The organism is Nocardia sp. NBC_01388 (assembly GCF_045040085.1).
GTDB lineage: Bacteria > Actinomycetota > Actinomycetes > Mycobacteriales > Mycobacteriaceae > Nocardia.
The window spans coordinates 2,266,282-2,282,901 of record NZ_CP109553.1 but is presented as its reverse complement, the minus strand read 5'-3'; the positions used below and the strand labels follow the sequence as shown (position 1 = coordinate 2,282,901).

Genomic DNA, 16,620 nt, shown 5'->3' with positions numbered 1-16,620 from the left:
ACACAACTGAATACGGACAGGGAGGTGGCGGTGTGATCCCTTTGCAGGAGCACCAGGACCCCGAGAACCCCGAGGAACATTTCCTGTGGGCGCTGGTCTCGTTGCCCGGCCCGAAGGGGGCGCCGATGCTGGTGTCCCCGAAGATTCTCCGCAAGTGGTCCGAGCATTTATGGAACGCCGGTTTCCGCCATCACCCCCATGAGCAGACCCACGAATATCATCCGCCGGCGCGTGGCCCGCACCATTGGGTCAACGGGGCAGGGCGTTGGGTGCAGACCGGCACCGTCGCCAGGGCACAACGCATCACGGCCCCCGACATCTCCGGGTTCACCCCGGAGGAACGCCGCAACCTGGTCGAGCAGTTGCAGGCGCACGGCGAACTGAAGCATCTGGTCGACCGCTCCGAACTCGACATCGAGCACACTCACCGCAAGGGGTCGGTCGGTGAGTATCGGCCGCCGCGTCCCGGTCGCGGCGGCGCAGGCACCCACCAGGGCAAGCAATGACCTCCCCCGACGGTGACAAGCCCACCGGTGCGTATACCGGTGCGGCGGGGTCGTCGAATGTGTCGAATCTGCAATCGATCACCCAAGCCTCCGCGCTGTCGGTTGTCGGGACCGGGCCGGTCACCGCGTTCAGCGGGGCAGCGAACAACACCGGTGGTTTCGTGAAAGCGGCCGGTGATGAGGGGATGGCGGCGCTGTGCCGGGCGGTCGCCAATGTCGACATCCTCGGGATCGAACCCTTCCAGTTCATGAACGGGTGGGCGACGAACCTGGACCAGCAAGCCCAGCAAGCTTTGACGACCGGTAACACCGCACTCTCGACCGCCAACAGTGCGGTCACCTCCATCACCACCCAGCAGACGCAGACCACGACCGGTGGCAACTCCGTGACCGTGCCCTCGTTCCCGCCGAAGCTGACCGGCAGCCTCGGCACCACCTCGGTGTGGACCCTGTCCGGTACTACCGGTTCCGGTTCGCAGGTGCAGTGGAAGACCGACAGCAACGGCAATGCCGGACCGCACTCACTGGCCTCCACCGGCAACTACACCGCGTTCCTGACAGCGGTGAACGGGCAGGTGATGGCCACCGACGCCCATCAGGTCACCACGGTCGTCGGGGTACCGGCTGCCAGCGGCGGCACCGCGGTGTCGGGGGTGGTGGCGCGGGCGACAGCGAACATGTCCTCGTTCGTATACGCGCTGGCCTCGTCCGCGCAGATCCTGCTGGGCTACGGCGGCCTGTCCGGCACCCTGTCGGCGACGACCTGGCAGACGGTGAACTACACCCTCAATGCCGGTGACACACTGCAACTTTCGGCGAACGGGTCCCTCTATACGGTGTCGGTGAACGACACACCGGTCACGTCCTACAACGATTCGGGTGTGTCCTCACCGGTCGGACCGTCCAACCGGTCGGTCGGGATACTCACCGAACAGGTCGTGCAAACCAACTTCGGCGGTGCCACCGTCAATCAGGGCTGGTGGATGGGCTCGTTCAACGCCGCCGACACCATCGCACCCCCGGTGGTCGGTATCGGCTGGATGCTCTCGCAGCAAGGCACCACACCCGTCGCACTTCCCGGCTCCGGCGGCTGGTCCACCTTCGGGACGGGCGCCCTGGACACCAAGCAGGTGAACCCGAACACGGTCACGGTCGCCGATCTGGGGACCGGGCGCGTCACCATCCCCGTCACCGGCTGGTACGTCCTGGCGGTATCGGCGAACTTGGACCTGTCCTGCGGGACCGGCAACTTCTTCCAGGCCGGGGTGTACAAAACCCCGTCCGGTGGCAGCAAATCGCTGGTCATGACCGGCAGCCAGGTGTGCGGTGCCCCGATCTTCCAAGCCGCCTGCTCCGGGCCGGTGTTCTGCGTGGCGGGCGACATCGTGCAACCGGCCGTGTACCAGGCGGGCACCAACTCCACCGACGGCAGCGGCGAAACCTACTTCTCCGGCACTTTGTGCTCCTCCAACTGACCGCTCAGGAGGTCCGGTGACGCTTTTCGGCATCGACATAAGCAACAACCAGGGTCCCGGCATCGACATGAATCAAGTTGCCGCAGAAGGATTTTCGTTCGTATTTTGTAAGGTGTCGCAGGGGACCGGGTTCCTCGACGCAACATGGCCGGCATACCGGGACGCCGCACTGGCCGCCGGTCTGCTGGTCGCCGGGTACCACTACCTCGAGGACGGTGACCCGCAAGCCCAGGCGGCCTGCTACCTCGATCACCTCGGCGACGGCGGCCGGTGCGGGGTGATGGTCGACTTCGAGGCCGGCAGCGGCAACGAAACCAACTACTGGGGTTTCGTGAACGCGGTCAATGCGCTCGGGCGCACCGTGAACCTCTCCTATGAGCCGCGCTGGTATTGGGACCAGATCGGCGACCCGGACCTGACACAACTGCCTGGGCTCATCCAGTCCAGCTATGTGAGCGGTACCGGATTCGCCGCGTCCCTCTACCCGGGTGACGACTCCGCGATGTGGAGCGGGTTCGGCGGCGCACAGGTCCAGATTCTGCAGTTCACCGATTCGGCGCAGGTCGCCGGGCATGCGGTGGACGCCAACGCTTTCCGCGGTTCCCGCACCGATCTTGCGGGGCTGCTCGGCTTACCGATCAACCACCCTGGAGGTACCGTGTCCAACCCTGTTCCTGACCCCGGCACCCCCGCCGACCTTGCGTTGAGGGTCGCTGACATCGAAACCCAATTGCGTGGCCCGGGTTTGACCGGCTGGCCGCAACTGGGCACCAACACCGCGGGTGAGCACCTGACCGTGGTGGACGCGATCGCTGCGCTGCGCGCGGATGTCGCCACCCTGCTGGCCCGCATCCCGGCCCCGCCCAGCACGCCCGCTGTCCAGGTGAAGGCGGCGTTCTGATGGGAACCATGTTCTCGCGCAACGCGAAAGCGGTGGTGTCCGCGATCGGTGGTGTGCTGGCGGTGCTGGCATCGATTGCCGCACTCGCCCAGTACGCCCCGGCATCGGTGTGGGCACCGACCGGGGGTGTCCTCGCCGCGTTGGAGGCGTTGCGCACCGCGAACGTGTGGTTCGTGGGCAACGAGCCCGTGATCGAGCAGGCGGTCGGCGCGGCCGGTGACCTGGTGGACACCGTGGCCTCAGCCGTGCACCCCGCCGCGGCCGCTGCGCCCGCAGTGCCTGCGGCGGGCGTGTAGGTGCCCGTGCTGGAAACGGCGACGTTGTCGGCGGCCACCTTCCTCGGTGGTACCGGCACCTCGGCGTTCTTCTCCTGGTTGCGGGCACGCCGTCGTGCCCCGGTGGAGGAGATGCAGGGGCAGGTCGCCATGGCGAAAGGCATCAACGACATGGCTTTGGCCACGCTGCAAAAGGTGGGAGCCGAACTGGGGGAGGTCACGGCCCGCCTCGACCGGGTCGAGGCCGCCCAGGAAAAGACCCTCACCGAATTGCACCGGGTGGACGGGTTGTTCCGGGAAGCGTTGAGCGTATTGCGGTTGGTCATCGAGACCGTGCAGGCCGAGCGGCTGCCGAAGCTGTCGATGTCCGATGAACTGCTGCGCGAAATCGCGAAGGTCGCCAGACAATGACCGCGCCGACCCTGCCGTCCTACCTGGGTGCCGAGGCGACGGTGATCCCGATCCTGCTCTACGCGGGTACCACCTGGACGCAGGCGATCATCCCGTCCGGTACGGGGGTGTACCCCACCGGTACCACCGTGGCACTGATCCTCACCAGCCCCGGCGGGGCAGCGCTGGGCACCTGGGCCGCGACGGTCACACCCACGGCGGCGACGTGGTCGGTGTCCAACACGATCGCCGACGCGATACCCGTCAACACCCACTACCTGATCACGGTCACCTATCCGACCGGGCCGCCGACGACATTCCCGTGGTTCACCGGCCCGATACTGCGGCCCCGGTTCTGAAACCTGCTGGCACACAACTGAATCCGATAATCGAATAGGAGCCTGTCATGGCTATCGCTGTCACCGCGACCAAGAACGCGATGTGCACCACCTACTCCACCCAGGGCAACTACATCAGCCTGCACACCGCCGACCCGGGAAGCACCGGCGCGAACGAGGCCACCGGCGGCACTCCCGCCTACGCGCGGGTGCAAACCACGTGGGGGACCGCCGCGTCCTCGCAGATCTCCGGGAGCCAGGTGACGATCAACGTGCCCGCCGGCACCTACGCCTATGCCGGGATCTGGACGGCTTTGACCGGCGGCAACTTCGTCGACAAGGTCGCGATCTCCTCCACCACCCTCGGCAGCCAGTCCACGCTGCTCATCACACCGACCTTCTCCATGACCTGATCCCCGACCCCGGCATCGCCTGAAGGCAGGAGTGGATCGTGCCGACCTGGACCTATCCGTTACCGTCGGCGCCGATCCTGGCGGCCCCGCTCCCGGCCACACCGGTTCGGGTAACCACCGCACCGGCAACCCCGGGCGCCCTGATCGACGCGAGCACCATCCCCTACATCCAACCGGCCGCCACCGCCGCCGCCAGCGGTGCGGGCACCTTCACCGCCCCGTACACGGCGAGGCAGCCGACACCGATCACCGCGTCCAGTACCGGGTACCTGTCCGGGTGGTCACCGTCCTGGACATGCACCCTGACCACTACCGCCACCGCGACCGGTGCGCTGACAGCCGCGGTCGCGGCCGGGTCCGGTGGCGTGGTCTGCAGCGCACCCTTCACCGGTATCGGGTCGTTCCAGCGCCCGGACGGCCCATTCGGTGCCATCGGCGTCCTCACCGTCGCCGTGACCCCGGTCCCCATCATGACCGTCGCCTACAGCGGCGCCGGCACTCTCACGGCGGCGTCGTTGAACGGGGCCGCGTTCTCCGGCACGGGTGCGCTGACCACCATGGGCGCTTTCGCTGTGACGACACCCGGCAATTGGGGTGCTCAGGGCACGCTCCTCACCCCGACTGTGATCGTCGGATCCGGCAGTCCCAGTGTCGCTGCCGCGGCGAGTGCTGCCGGTACCCTCACCGCCGCTCTCACCGCGGCCGCCGCCGGGGCGCCGGTGTTCGCCGGGGCAGGAACATTGGTCGCGGCCGTCGCACTGGCCGCCACGTTCACCGCCGCCGGTACCGCCGGCACCGGGGCGCCCTCCATCGGCGTAACCGCCACCGCCTCCGCTACCGGGGCCTTGTCGTCGCCGGTGAGTATCCCCGCCTATTTCAGTGCGGCGTCGGCCGCGGTGATGAAGATTCCGCCGTTCGCGCGGTTCAACGGCAGCGGCACCACCACCACTGTGCTGGTCGCCCGCGCGACCGGCACCGCGGCTGCCACCGGCACCGGCGCCTTGTCGGCCGTGGTCGCTGTGGGGTTGACCGCGAACCTGTCCGGTGCCGGCACCTTGTTCGACGCGATCTGGGTGGCCATGGCCGCCAACGGTTCCGGTAGTGGCGGCGCGAGTGTTTCGGTCCTGTGGTCCGAAGCCGAAGCGGGCGCCTTCACCGGCACCGGCCAATTGACTGCGCTGGTCGGATCGAGTGCCCCGGCCTACTCGCTGGTGTACGAGGAGCCGCTGTATCGCGGCTTCTCCCCATCCAACGCCGCATTCGGGGAACTCTTCGCGGCACGCCAGTCCGACGAATCGTTGGCCTAACCCGTTGCCGCACAAATGAATAGAGGAACATGTCCACGAACTTGCTCGCGGCTACGACAATGACACCGCAGATCCTGCTGTCGGGGTATCTGGGCACCTCCGATGCCGCCGTGTACACGTGCCCGGCGTTGAGCTCGGTGAAGATCGCGACGGCCGTCATCTGCAACGTCACCACCTCCGCGGCCACCGTGTACATCGGTGGCGTTCCTTCCGGCGGCACCGCCGGAGTCAGTCACCACTCGATCCACGCGTATCCGCTCGCGGCCGGCGAATCAGTCAGCCTCACCCCGTACTTGGGCACCGCTGCAATGACCGCCGGCGACTTCATCGGCGGCTATTGCGGCACCGCCTCAGCGGTCACCCTCTTCCTCACCGGCACCGTTTCCTCCTGATGAAGGGCCACCGATGACACTTCTGAGCGGCCCCACCCTGCACTACCCGGTCACCGGTGAACGGTTCGTGTCCGTGCGCGACTTCGGCGCTGTCGGTGACGGCGTTGTGGACGACACGACGGCGATCAACACCGCGCTCGCCGCGTCGGCGTCGGTGTACTTCCCGTCCGGTACCTACAAGGTGACGAGCGCGCTGACCGTGACCAGCGGCGCGGTGCTCTACGGCAACGGCATCAACAGCGAACTCCAATACAGCGGCACCAGCACACTTTTCACCCTCACCAGCTTGCAGGACGTCACCTTCACCGGTTTGTCGATCTACCTTTCCGGTGCGGGCGCGACCGCGATCTCCCTGTCCGGGTGCTTCCTGATCCAGATCGACCGGGTCCGTATCCGCGGCGCACACACCGACAAGACCGTCACCACCTACCGGGGTCAGGTCGGGTTGCTGCTGACCTCCAACACCGGCAATACCAGAATCCACAGCACGCATTTCGCGAACCTCGGTGCCGGAATCAAAACCTCGTGCATCCAAAATGAGGTCACCAACAGCCGTTTCACCAACTGCTACTACAGCGTGTGGGGTACCGGTAACTCCGGTAACGCGGGGCTCGTGGCGGTGGCGTGCGAGTTCATCGGCACCGGCAGCAGCCCGTTCTCGACCCTGTACCACGTCTGGATCGACGGCAGTGCGAACACGTGGAGCTTCACCGGCTGCTGGTTCGAGGGCGCCGACTACGGCCTCGTCATCGGCGACTCCACCAACGGTGGCCCCAGCTCGCTGTGGTTCTGCGGCAACAAAATCGCCGCACGGACCGTCGGCATCCAGGTCAACTACGTCCGCCAACCGCATTTCGAGGGAAACGAATTCAACCTCGATTCCGGCGGCACGATGACCGAAATCACCTTTCCCGGTGCGGGTTTGAACTATGAGGGCGTCTTCTTCAACAACGTGACGACGCTCCGCAGCGACTTCGCTGATTCGGATATTCCGCAGTACTTCAACGTCGCCCGCCGCGGCTCCTTCCGGGTGCCGAACTTCCTGAGCAGCTCGAACCTCACGGTCTCCGGTACCACCTCCACCGGCAACCTCGCGGTCACCAACTCCGTGACCAACGGGTACGTGCTCAAGTCCGATGCCTCCGGGAACGCGACCTGGCAGCCGCCGGTCCAGATGCCGACCGCGTCGAAGACCGCGAACTACACCGCAGTCGCCGGGGACCTGGTGTTGTGCAACGCGGGCTCCGGCGCATTCACCGTCACCCTGCCCACGACCCCCCTCAACGGCACGCGGATCTTGGTGTTCAAATCCGACACCAGCCAGAACGCGCTCACCATCACCGCCGGCGGTGCGGATCTGATCAACGCCACCGGCACTACATCGATCAAGCTCACCAGCCAGTACGCGGTCGCCTATCTGGAGTATTCGCTCGCGACGACGACCTGGTACAACCTCGAGGCAGGCGCACCCTGCAAATTCTCGTGGGCCGTCCAATCCTCCACCCGCGCAACCGGTTACGGAGACCTACCCGAAGGCCCCTACTTCGATCAGGCCGCATCCATCTGGGTGCGCTGGCGGTCCGGGACAGCGGACGCGTCCGGCTCGAACACCGTCGCCCTCTACTCCAACACCAGCAACACCGCGACCGGCACAGCGGTGACTTCCGGATCGACGACCCTGACCGCGACCAGCGCGGGCGCCACCACCTCCTGGATCGGGCCGTTCACGATCGCGGCGGGCACCTATGTGCAGACCAACGTCACCGCGCTGGGCACCACACCCGGTGCCCGCCTCTACATGGATGTGACGGGGGTGTACCTCTAGTGTTTCTTCTCCGGGGTGCCGCCCGCCCGCATTCCATGGGTATGGACCTGTCCACGAACTTCTCGATGGCTTCGGGTACCGGGCCGGCGCAGGTCACGACATGGTCGGCGCGGTCGGGGTTCACCGGCACCGTCATCACCTCCTCCAAGCTCGTGGCCGACGGTGTCGGGACGTGGACAGTGAACTCGAAAACGACGTTGACCGGGTCGTGGGGCAATGCCACCAGCATCGTGATGACGATCATGAAGAACGCGTCGACGTTCGGTACCTACTCGATCGCGTTCGGTGCGACCTCCACGGCGTTCACCCCGGCGAGCATCACCCTGGCGGCCAACGACACCGTGTGGCTGCAATACACGACCCCCTTCGGCGCCAGCGGCACCATCTTGTCCGGGGCCGCGAACACCTACCTGTACTTCAGCTGAAAGGCACGCATGGCGGTCGACATTCTCACCGTCCGGGGGACGGGAGAACCGTTCCAAGGCGCGAACAACATGCTCACCCACGTCACCGCACTCCTGGACCCAGCGAAATTCCGCATCATCGGAGATGTGTCGTATCCGGCGACGGTCGGCGAGGCCGGAGCGGGCTGGACGGTCTGCGGGACCAGCGAGAACGAGTCGGTCAGCGAAGGGGTGGTGAATCTGGCCAACCTGATTCGTTCGACCCCGAACACTGTCGGTGTCCTCGGCTACAGCCTGGGCGCGGAGGTCGTGTCCCGGTTCCTCGAGGCACAAGCGCGCGGGGAGTACAGCGACTGCGGGATCGCGTTCACCGCGACCATCGCCAATCCGCTTCGCCGGGTGGCCGATTCGATCGACCCGTACCCGCGCGGGTACGGCATCAACGGGCAGATGCAAGCGACCCCGCCACACCAGCATTTCGAGTGCGCCAATCCCGCGGACGCGATCACTTCCTGCCTGCCCGAGTCGCCGTTGCGGACGTTGGCGGACACGGTGTCCGCGTTCTCCCTCGCCCAATTGGGTGGGTGGACGCAGGATCTCACCGACCGGCTACTGCGGCGCCGCTGGCAACCGGTCAGCTTCGGAGACCTGCTGCACCCACGGCAGATGTGGGACCTGTACACAGCAGCAGCCACAGATGTCCTCGGCTACCCGTACCAGCACACCGCCGTCTACGTCCAAGACGGCTACTGCGACCGGCTCGCCGCAATCATCAACGCCAACAACTAGATTCGCCCCGATCACGCCCCGCTCCTCCTGGTCAAACAGGACGAACGGGGCGTTTTTCGCGTTCCCGCCCACGCGTCGAACGGCACTGAACCACTACCGTTTTCGGAGAATCTGGGTGTCTCGGCTTCCGAAAACCCTCACATGGCTGAGTTTGTCGGTGTCACCTGCGATTCTGGAGGCGTCCACGCTGACATGGGAGGCGGAAGCCGATGGACGCGACAGCGTTGAGCGGACAGGATTTGGCGGTACTGCGGGAGTCCGGTCCGGCCGGCCTACGTGGCAGGGACCGGGATGAGTTCTGGTTGTGGCTCGCGGGGCGCTCGTTCACCGAGCGGACACGTCAGGAGTACTACAAGCAGGTGCGCCGGTACCGGAAGTGGTTGGTGGACACCGGTTCCCACCCGAACGCGTTCGAGGATGGGCCTGCACGTGATGTCGCGGTCAGTGCGTATCTGGCGGAGTTCCCGGCCACCCACAACGTGACGTTGGCGGCGTTGTTCGTGTTCTACGGCTATCTGGGGCTCGGTGAGGTGGGTGTGGACTTGGTGGACGTGCCGCAGGCGGTGCCCGGTGCTTTGACGCATTCGGAGGTATCGCGGGTGCGGGCGGCCGCGGCTGCCCGGTCGGCCCGCGATTACGCGCTGGTGGAGCTCGGCCTGGAAGTCGGCCCGTCGATGTCGGAGTTGATGGCCCTCAATGCCGAGGATCTGACCTTGTCGGCGCGAGCCAGCTCGGTGCGGTTGACCTCTTTGGATGGCACGGTGCGAGAGCGGGATCTGCGCAGACCCGCGAAACGGGTGCTGGAGGGTTGGTTGGCGGAGCGGCGCGCGATCTTGGATGGCCGCGGTTCCACCCGTCCTCGGGATCGGTCCGAGCGTGCGTTGTTCATATCGTTGAGCACCCGCAAAAGGTTCGAGGACGAGCGAGGTCTGCGCGGGGTCCTGGCCCGGATCGGGGCTGATGCCGATCTCGGTCGTGCACTGTTGAATCCGGCTCGGTTGCGGGCGACGAAGGAAACACGGCTGATCGATTCCGGGATGGACCCGAAGGAGGTGGCCGCGTGGATGGGCGTGAAGCATGTCAACCGGGCACGAGTGCGTGCATTGACGTGTGGCGCCGGGGCACTGTCAGCTGAGGTCGCGGTCGGCCCGGCGGGGCAGCAGTTGAGCTTGGATCTGGGAATCTGAGCAACCGAGCAAGCTACCCTGCAACAGGGCTTTCACTTGTACTGAGGGCAGTACGAGGCCTCTGCTGCACCGACAATGGTCCCCGAGTCCGCAGCCGAATACGCTCCGGTCTTCAGGATTGCCAGCCCCACCTCGGTTTCGCTGTTGCCGTCGGCGCGTGCGTTGCATATCTTGTGCGCGACGTCGATCGCTGCGTTCTTGTCGGTGTAGTGAACATGATTCATGTCGAGCACACCGATGAACGCGAGATCGTCGATCTGCTGATCACTCAGTCCCGCAGTGGTTGTGGCGGCATCGGTGGTAGTCGGCGCCACTGTTGTGGTAGTCGCGCCGGTGGTAGTGGTCGGTGACGGCGTTGTGGTGGTCGGCGGCACCGTGGTGGTGACCTGAGCCGCCGTAGTCGCAGCGACGGTCGCGGGCGCCGATTGGGACACTGCGGCTGCAGGTTTCGTGCCAGCTTTCTTCGGCGCGATCAGCCCACCTGCAATGACCACAACGAACGACGCGGCCAATAGCGCGCCGGCGGATTTGCGATTCCGTAGCCTGAGCCAGTCGATATGACCTCGGATGAGGGCAATGATCGCGACGGCGACCATGACCATCCAGAGGAGAACGAGGATGGTCCCGATGGCTTGCCTCATGAACGCGTCCCTCCAGGCCGGATAGATGATGGAGCCTGCCAGCAGAAAGCCCCGACCGATACATGGTCGGGGCTTTTCCCGTATTTATGGCACAGAACGTCATGCGGCACCGAGCAAATGAGAGCGGCTCCGAGCCGGGTTACGGGGCCACAAGGTTCTCGCCGGTGGCGAGATGGACGATCACGACGGGGGTTTCACCGGGCCGGGCCCGCACAGCAGCCAGCACCAGCCCGTCGGCACCAACCTCGACACGGTCTGAGCTGACGCTGGAGACCACGGTCACAGCGACCGCGTCTTCGGCGGCGTACCCGGTCAGCCCGAACCAGCAGATCTCGCCGTCGGCCCTGCAGTAAGACCTGGTGCGTTTGTCCTCCAGCGGCCACGCGGCCCGGGTGGTGGCGGCGCGCGTGGTGTGCCGGCAGGGCGACCCGCTGACCACGCTGACGCCGGGCAGACGCCACTGGGCTCCATCGTGGTCGACGAACATGAGCCCGCGAACTTCGCTGTCGCTGTCGAACGGGCTGGTGCTGGCGACCAGCACGACCACGGTGTCGTCTCGGTCGATCGCGGCAACGAAGCGGGCCGCGCGGCCGTCCTCGGAGAACGCGCCGACAGCGAGAGCTATGGCCGGGTGCGACAGGGTGGTCATGAGATCAGATCCTTCCACCGGGATGGCTCTCAGCATGTCAGTTGGCTGTCGTGGCTGTCGATGTCCACCGTGGACGGTGCGCCCCGCAATTCCTCGCGGCGCACCGTCCACGGTCCCTTCACGGGCGAGAGATCAGCAGGAGATCGGATCCGGGCTCTCGGTGTGGATCACGGTCTGTTGATCCTTCGCGAACCCTTTCGTCGCTTTGAAGGTCACTTCGGCATGAAAGTAGCTGGTGGGCGCGCCTGCCTTGCACGGCTCGGTGTACGACGCTTCGACGTCCTGCTGGAGCAGGAAGTCATCCGATCGCGTGGCACCGCGCTGTTCGACTTTGGCCTTGGGGTCGGGGGTGTCGGCGCGCCATAGCCTCGTTTCGGTGTGGATGGTGTCGGAGACGATGGTGCAGTGCGCCTTGTACCCGAAGTGGACTTCGGATGCGCCGCGTTCCACTTGCTGGACATCGACGAAGCAGGTGAGGGCGTCAGCACGGGCGGCAGGGGCAGCGAGGGTGTCGATGCTGCCCGCCAGCAGGAGCGCGGAGGCGATAGCGGCAGAGACGGCGGTGGCGCGGGCCATCAGGTTGGTACGCATAAGGGGTTTCCTTCATCGAGGTGTCGTGTTCCGGTTCGGCCGTAACCGCCAAGTTCGCAACCAATCCGGTCCCTCAATTGTACCGCCCGAACAACCCGCGCCGCATCGAATTACGCTGCCGCACAAAGATATTCGAGAATTCTGCGACAGCGTGTTGGCGAGGGTTCGCTGTGCTCGCCTACACTGCGATCTGGCGACCCTCATCGGTTGTCGTGTGCCGCCGGGCGGTGGTAACCGCCAACTGTTCGCAGCCGCCCGGCGGACCCAGACCGTCAGATCGAGAACGTCCGCCCCGTGGTCGGCTGACCCAAGTCGACATCGGCCTCCCGCGACTCGGGATCGCGCAGGAATTCCAGCGCTGCCGTGACGCGCGGACACGGGGGAGTGCAGGAAGCATGGATCTTTGTAATCCCCTCGGCGCGTACACGATCCATGTCCGGGATGTAACTCAACTCGCAGCCGTCGTTTACCCAGTGCTGGGCTGAGTGGACGTTCATCGGCTCTCCACCGATACGTGATCGAGGGCGGCCCGCAGCTGCAGGCAGGTGTCGTCGTGCCTGCCGTGGTCGCCCAGGACGGTGCGCGCCTGTTCTAGGACGGTGATCGCGGCGGGCTCGTCGTGGCAGAATCGATGGATATTGCGCCACTGATCTTTTCGCTCGGCGGGGCTCATCGCTTGCTCCTCGCCCGGGTCACTCCAGCACCGGTGAGGACATCGAAGGCGGCAGCTTTGCGCCCGCATTCCTTGGTTGTGCATGTGAGGTGCGATTGCATCGCCTGGTGCGCTTCGAGGAGGCTCAGCGGCTGCTCGGGTGCTTCGTGTGGCCATCCGGGCGGCCACAGGCTGATGTCGATGGGATGGTCCTGGGTGGTTCGCAGGCGAGTCGGTGCGGCGTGTCTGGGCTCGGTGAGCGGCAGACGTAGTGCGCCGTAAGCGAACGCCGCGAGCGTCACGATCAGGCCGGGTACGAGCGATGTCGTCAGCATCGTGTCCTCGAGGGGTTTGGCTGTTCAGTTCGGTGGGTGTCCGGATGCCGGGGGCGTCGCCGACCGGGTGCGCTGTATGGCTACGAACGCAGGCTGGTCGGCGACACTTCCCCTCGCGGGGTTTCAGCTACCCGGCATCGGGTGCTGAACTCACGCTAAATCTCGGACGGGAACCGACGGGTACATTCCGTACCCCATACCTTTTGGTTAGGCTTGACCTCGACGAGCATTACCCAGCGGAAGGCCACGACTGTGGATGGCGGGGAAAGCGCTGCAATCGGTGAGCGCATCAAGGCACAACGTATGCGGGCGGGGATGTCGCGGCCCGTCCTTGCTGATTTGTTAGGTCGTTCGACGGAGTGGCTCAAAGCCGTGGAGAACGGCCGACTGCAAACTCCGCGGCTACCAATGCTTTTGCGCATCGCGCAGGCGTTGTCCCTGAAGGATCTGTCGATCCTCACCGGAGACGACCTTTCTGTGCCGGTGACAGTGTTCGCGGGGCAGCGGCATGCCGCGCTGACCGAAGTTCAGGCGGCGCTTACGGATTTCAGGATCACGAACAGCGAATTGCCGTCAAGTCCGCAGTACCTCGCCGAACGGCTTCGCCAAGCATGGCACGTCAGGCATTCGAGCCCCGACCACCGCACCCAACTCGGTTCCCTATTGCCGGGCCTGATTCGCGATACGCAGAGTGCGGCGCGACAGCCTGGAGAAGAACGCCGCACCGCGCGCAAGCTGCTGGCCGGCGTTTATCAGTTGGCGGACTTCTACGTCGCCTATCAGCCTGCGCCGGAGCTGGTGTGGATGGTCGCCGACCGGGGCATGAACGAAGGCTATGAGAGCGACGACCCGTACGTGATCGCTTGCAGCGCTTGGGCGATGGTGCAAGCCCTGCGTGACAGTGGCCGGTGGGAGGAGGCCGTCGACCTCGCGATCGACTCCGTGTCCAGGCTGTCTCCGTATGTCGATCGAGATGAGACTTCCGACGATTGGCGTGGAATCGTCGGTGCGCTGGAGTTCGAGATCGCCTACGTTTACGCACGCCGAGGCCGTTACGGAGATGCCTGGGCGCGTTGGGAGCGTGCCGAGACAGTCGTGAAGAAGCTCGGGCCTGCCTACCGGCACGTGCAAACGTCGTTCTCGGTGCCGGTGATGGGCGCGCACGCGGTCACTTTGGGTGTGGAGTTGCGGCGAGCTGGCGAAGCGTTGCATGCCGCAGGGGGATTCGATGCCAATCAGATCATCTCGGTGCCGCGACGTAGCAGGCACTTCATCGAGGTAGCGCGCGCGCACGCGCAGCGCGGGGAGTCGGTGGCGACGCTCCAGATGTTGTCCAAGTCGGAGCAGACGGCACCGGAGACGATCAAGTACAACGGGTTCGCCCGGGAGATGTTGATCGACTTGCAGAAGCGACCCCCGGCGGGGATGCGTGAGGAGGTACGAGAACTCAGCCTCCGCGTGGGTATCGCGGCGTAAGCTGTAGGGGTACATGTGGGAGTGATTCCGCTGTGCTCGTCGAGATACAGGCCGTCCCGGTTCGCCGGGGCGGCTTTTCGTTGGCCTGGCGGACCGGTTGCAGCTGGGCGCGCGAACTCGAAGGCAATCCGCCGCAGATGGTTTCGAGGGTTCACCGCCAGAGTATTTGTGCATCGTCTCTGGCTTTTCAGAATGTGAAGCGGCTACAGTTCATGCGTATTCCGCTACCAATTCCGTGCCATTCTAATGACAACCTGTGCCGTCCATTTTTAGAGTATCCGGCAGTTACAGACAATTGCAAAATCTTGATTGGCCGAATTCCACACGTTACACCTGGTTATTACCAGTGCCCGCAGTTTCGGGTAGATTTCAGAATGTTTGCTGACAATTCGACACGATGTGCCCGGGATGCCCCTTCGGGCGAGCTGGCTATTTCGCGATTTGCGCGGTCCGCAGGCGTGTCGAACCGAACGGTCTGTGTGGTTTGACCCCGAAACTTGTTGTATAGCTGGATATTTGCGACATAGCAGGAGTTGCTCGTAGTCAAATTTTGAAGGAAAACATGCCCCGAAAGTCTTGATTGTTATCCTGCGCGAACTAACATTCATGGCACATCTGCGACATATTGGGCGCAGGGGTCGGGGCGTTAACTAAGAGGTGGCATGCGGTGTTCGACGATCATCTAGACCAATCGTATTGCGATGCGGCCGATTTCAAAATACCTGGGATCACGCGGTCACAACCCGAAGGTGAAGTCTCTTCGGGCAATGGGTGGGCGACCATCGGAACGCTTGTCGACACAGGCGATCTGGTCGATGCGATCCCGCGGCTCGCCCTGAGCGCATCGCAAGCAGCCTTCCTGCTCATGGCTGCCATTCAGGTGTTGTTGTTCGGGCGGCCCTGCATGGAAGGCTGGGCGAGGCACGGTGCGAAGTGGATTGTGGACGTGAAGATGCGTTATCCCGCGTCCGACGAAGTATGGCGCGCAGCTATGCGTGCGATTGTCTCGGCCGAAGGGGCCGTGCCCGCGATGAGTTCCGGGTTCAGCCGGCCGTTGGGTAAGTAGATGTTCTCGTTGTGACGGGCGGCGGCGATCAGCTCCTCGGGGCTGATGCCGAACGCCTTGGCGATTTGGTCGAGTTGCTCGACGTCGAGTGCACTGTCCGATCGCAAGATCTTCTCCAACGTTCGTAGAGGGACTCCCGCTCGCTCACTGAGGTCAGGTTGAGTCCATCGCAGGCGACTGAGAGTCGCCCGTATCTCCGCAACGAGTAGCCGCGTGAGCTCCCCGATAGTGCGTGCGTTCGTAGCCATATGGGTAGCTTACTGCCCCATATGGGGCGTGAGGTAGGTCTCCGGCGTAGCTAATCCGCAGGCAAACGCGGCAATTCCCCCGAAACTCACGACCGACCATCCTGTCTGATGGGGTCCGGCAAACCCATTGCATCCGCCCCATATGGGGCGTACGGTACCCCATATGGGTGGTTCAACCGCATGGTCGCAGAACATAGCCGCGAGAGTAAACACAACAATCGAGGACTCCGGACTTTCGGTAAGAGAGGTCGCGGACCAATCAGGAATCGCCCGGGAAACCCTCCGTCGGCGGCTGGCCAACCAGACACCGTTCACCGTCAACGAACTCGAGGCCATTGCCGAGGTACTTGAGGCCGATTCCGACACCTTCCTGAACTCCGCCTACTGGCCGCAGGCGTCATGAACGCCGTCATCGTCTTCGTCACCGCCTGGTCGCTCGTCTTCCTCGCCTTGTGGCCGTTGGTATCCCGTGCGTTCTTCTCGCGGGGGAGGCGGCGATGAACCGCTTCCGCAAGGCGTGGCCCATCGCCAAGCTGATCGTCGCGTGGGCGGTCGACATTCCGGCGGCGCTGCTGGTGGTGGCCTGGGCGGTCTATGGCAAGGGCTGGATCAACGCGGACGAGTTCACTTCCGGTGTCAGCGCATGCCTCGCGACGATCTTCACGGGAACGGCCGTGGCCGCGCTCTGGATGGTCGGTGCCAGCCTGTTTTTCGATGACGAGGAGCGGTGATGCGCCCGCTGGTTCGCGCCCTGCTCCCT

Annotated in this window: 23 protein-coding genes; 17 read left to right on the top strand and 6 right to left on the bottom strand. The window is 64.8% G+C overall.

Annotated features, from left to right (window positions below):
• The first annotated feature begins 32 nt into the window (after window positions 1-32).
• The 13 genes from OG716_RS10885 (at window position 33) to OG716_RS10825 (ending at window position 10,202) form a co-directional block, all read left to right on the top strand.
• Complete coding sequence (locus tag OG716_RS10885) at window positions 33-506, top strand: DUF2744 domain-containing protein (RefSeq protein ID WP_405137510.1); 474 nt, start codon at window positions 33-35, stop codon at window positions 504-506.
• Window positions 503-1,981 (top strand): hypothetical protein, encoded by a 1,479-nt coding sequence (locus tag OG716_RS10880; RefSeq protein WP_405137509.1) that lies wholly within the window; start codon window positions 503-505, stop codon window positions 1,979-1,981. Before OG716_RS10885 ends, OG716_RS10880 begins: the two co-directional genes overlap by 4 nt.
• Window positions 1,982-1,997: 16 nt before the next feature.
• Window positions 1,998-2,882, top strand: a complete 885-nt coding sequence (locus tag OG716_RS10875; RefSeq protein WP_405137508.1) for a GH25 family lysozyme — start codon at window positions 1,998-2,000, stop codon at window positions 2,880-2,882.
• A complete protein-coding gene (locus tag OG716_RS10870) occupies window positions 2,882-3,178 on the top strand; it encodes a hypothetical protein (protein WP_405137507.1) in 297 nt (98 codons plus the stop codon). The genes OG716_RS10875 and OG716_RS10870 overlap by 1 nt, the downstream gene beginning before the upstream one ends.
• Complete coding sequence (locus tag OG716_RS10865; RefSeq protein ID WP_405137506.1) at window positions 3,179-3,568, top strand: hypothetical protein; 390 nt, start codon at window positions 3,179-3,181, stop codon at window positions 3,566-3,568. It abuts the gene before it with no gap.
• The gene (locus tag OG716_RS10860) at window positions 3,565-3,906 is read left to right on the top strand and encodes a hypothetical protein (protein ID WP_405137505.1); all 342 of its coding nucleotides are present in this window, start codon (window positions 3,565-3,567) and stop codon (window positions 3,904-3,906) included. The genes OG716_RS10865 and OG716_RS10860 overlap by 4 nt, the downstream gene beginning before the upstream one ends.
• Window positions 3,907-3,953: 47 nt before the next feature.
• A complete protein-coding gene (locus OG716_RS10855) occupies window positions 3,954-4,298 on the top strand; it encodes a hypothetical protein (protein WP_405137504.1) in 345 nt (114 codons plus the stop codon).
• Between the two features lie 38 nt (window positions 4,299-4,336).
• Window positions 4,337-5,605: a hypothetical protein gene (locus OG716_RS10850; RefSeq protein WP_405137503.1), complete on the top strand. Its 1,269-nt coding sequence runs from the start codon at window positions 4,337-4,339 to the stop codon at window positions 5,603-5,605.
• A gap of 29 nt (window positions 5,606-5,634) precedes the next feature.
• Window positions 5,635-5,997 carry a hypothetical protein gene (locus OG716_RS10845; RefSeq protein ID WP_405137502.1) on the top strand — a complete coding sequence of 121 codons (363 nt, stop codon included), beginning with the start codon at window positions 5,635-5,637 and terminating at the stop codon, window positions 5,995-5,997.
• Window positions 5,998-6,010: 13 nt separating this feature from the next.
• Window positions 6,011-7,822: a glycosyl hydrolase family 28-related protein gene (locus OG716_RS10840; RefSeq protein WP_405137501.1), complete on the top strand. Its 1,812-nt coding sequence runs from the start codon at window positions 6,011-6,013 to the stop codon at window positions 7,820-7,822.
• 65 nt (window positions 7,823-7,887) lie between these two features.
• On the top strand, window positions 7,888-8,247 hold the full coding sequence (locus OG716_RS10835; protein WP_405137500.1) for a hypothetical protein: 360 nt from the start codon (window positions 7,888-7,890) through the stop codon (window positions 8,245-8,247).
• A 9-nt stretch (window positions 8,248-8,256) separates the two neighbouring features.
• Window positions 8,257-9,015, top strand: a complete 759-nt coding sequence (locus OG716_RS10830) for a PE-PPE domain-containing protein (protein ID WP_405137499.1) — start codon at window positions 8,257-8,259, stop codon at window positions 9,013-9,015.
• A gap of 209 nt (window positions 9,016-9,224) precedes the next feature.
• The gene (locus OG716_RS10825; protein WP_405137498.1) at window positions 9,225-10,202 is read left to right on the top strand and encodes a tyrosine-type recombinase/integrase; all 978 of its coding nucleotides are present in this window, start codon (window positions 9,225-9,227) and stop codon (window positions 10,200-10,202) included.
• A 32-nt stretch (window positions 10,203-10,234) separates the two neighbouring features.
• Here OG716_RS10825 and OG716_RS10820 read toward each other — a convergent pair whose 3' ends face one another.
• The 5 genes from OG716_RS10820 to OG716_RS10800 form a co-directional block, all read right to left on the bottom strand.
• The gene (locus OG716_RS10820; protein ID WP_405137497.1) at window positions 10,235-10,843 is read right to left on the bottom strand and encodes a DUF732 domain-containing protein; all 609 of its coding nucleotides are present in this window, start codon (window positions 10,841-10,843) and stop codon (window positions 10,235-10,237) included.
• 139 nt (window positions 10,844-10,982) lie between these two features.
• Window positions 10,983-11,492, bottom strand: coding sequence for a hypothetical protein (locus OG716_RS10815; RefSeq protein WP_405137496.1), 510 nt, complete (start codon window positions 11,490-11,492; stop codon window positions 10,983-10,985).
• A 132-nt stretch (window positions 11,493-11,624) separates the two neighbouring features.
• Entirely contained in the window at window positions 11,625-12,083 is a 459-nt protein-coding gene (locus OG716_RS10810; RefSeq protein WP_405137495.1) for a hypothetical protein, read from the bottom strand.
• A gap of 493 nt (window positions 12,084-12,576) precedes the next feature.
• Entirely contained in the window at window positions 12,577-12,756 is a 180-nt protein-coding gene (locus tag OG716_RS10805) for a hypothetical protein (protein ID WP_405137494.1), read from the bottom strand.
• Window positions 12,753-13,070 carry a hypothetical protein gene (locus OG716_RS10800; RefSeq protein WP_405137493.1) on the bottom strand — a complete coding sequence of 106 codons (318 nt, stop codon included), beginning with the start codon at window positions 13,068-13,070 and terminating at the stop codon, window positions 12,753-12,755. The genes OG716_RS10805 and OG716_RS10800 overlap by 4 nt, the downstream gene beginning before the upstream one ends.
• 213 nt (window positions 13,071-13,283) lie before the next feature.
• On the opposite strand from OG716_RS10800, the gene OG716_RS10795 reads away from it, so the two are divergent.
• Window positions 13,284-14,546 (top strand): helix-turn-helix domain-containing protein, encoded by a 1,263-nt coding sequence (locus OG716_RS10795; protein WP_405137492.1) that lies wholly within the window; start codon window positions 13,284-13,286, stop codon window positions 14,544-14,546.
• A gap of 667 nt (window positions 14,547-15,213) precedes the next feature.
• Entirely contained in the window at window positions 15,214-15,612 is a 399-nt protein-coding gene (locus OG716_RS10790; RefSeq protein ID WP_405140310.1) for a hypothetical protein, read from the top strand.
• Here the strand turns inward: OG716_RS10790 and OG716_RS10785 are convergent.
• Window positions 15,504-15,860 (bottom strand): helix-turn-helix domain-containing protein, encoded by a 357-nt coding sequence (locus OG716_RS10785; protein WP_405137491.1) that lies wholly within the window; start codon window positions 15,858-15,860, stop codon window positions 15,504-15,506. The genes OG716_RS10790 and OG716_RS10785 overlap by 109 nt on opposite strands.
• A 163-nt stretch (window positions 15,861-16,023) precedes the next feature.
• Here OG716_RS10785 and OG716_RS10780 point away from each other — a divergent pair, with 163 nt between their 5' ends.
• Window positions 16,024-16,263, top strand: coding sequence for a helix-turn-helix domain-containing protein (locus OG716_RS10780; RefSeq protein ID WP_405137490.1), 240 nt, complete (start codon window positions 16,024-16,026; stop codon window positions 16,261-16,263).
• Window positions 16,264-16,357: 94 nt separating this feature from the next.
• Entirely contained in the window at window positions 16,358-16,591 is a 234-nt protein-coding gene (locus tag OG716_RS10775) for a hypothetical protein (RefSeq protein WP_405137489.1), read from the top strand.
• Window positions 16,592-16,620: the final 29 nt, after the last annotated feature.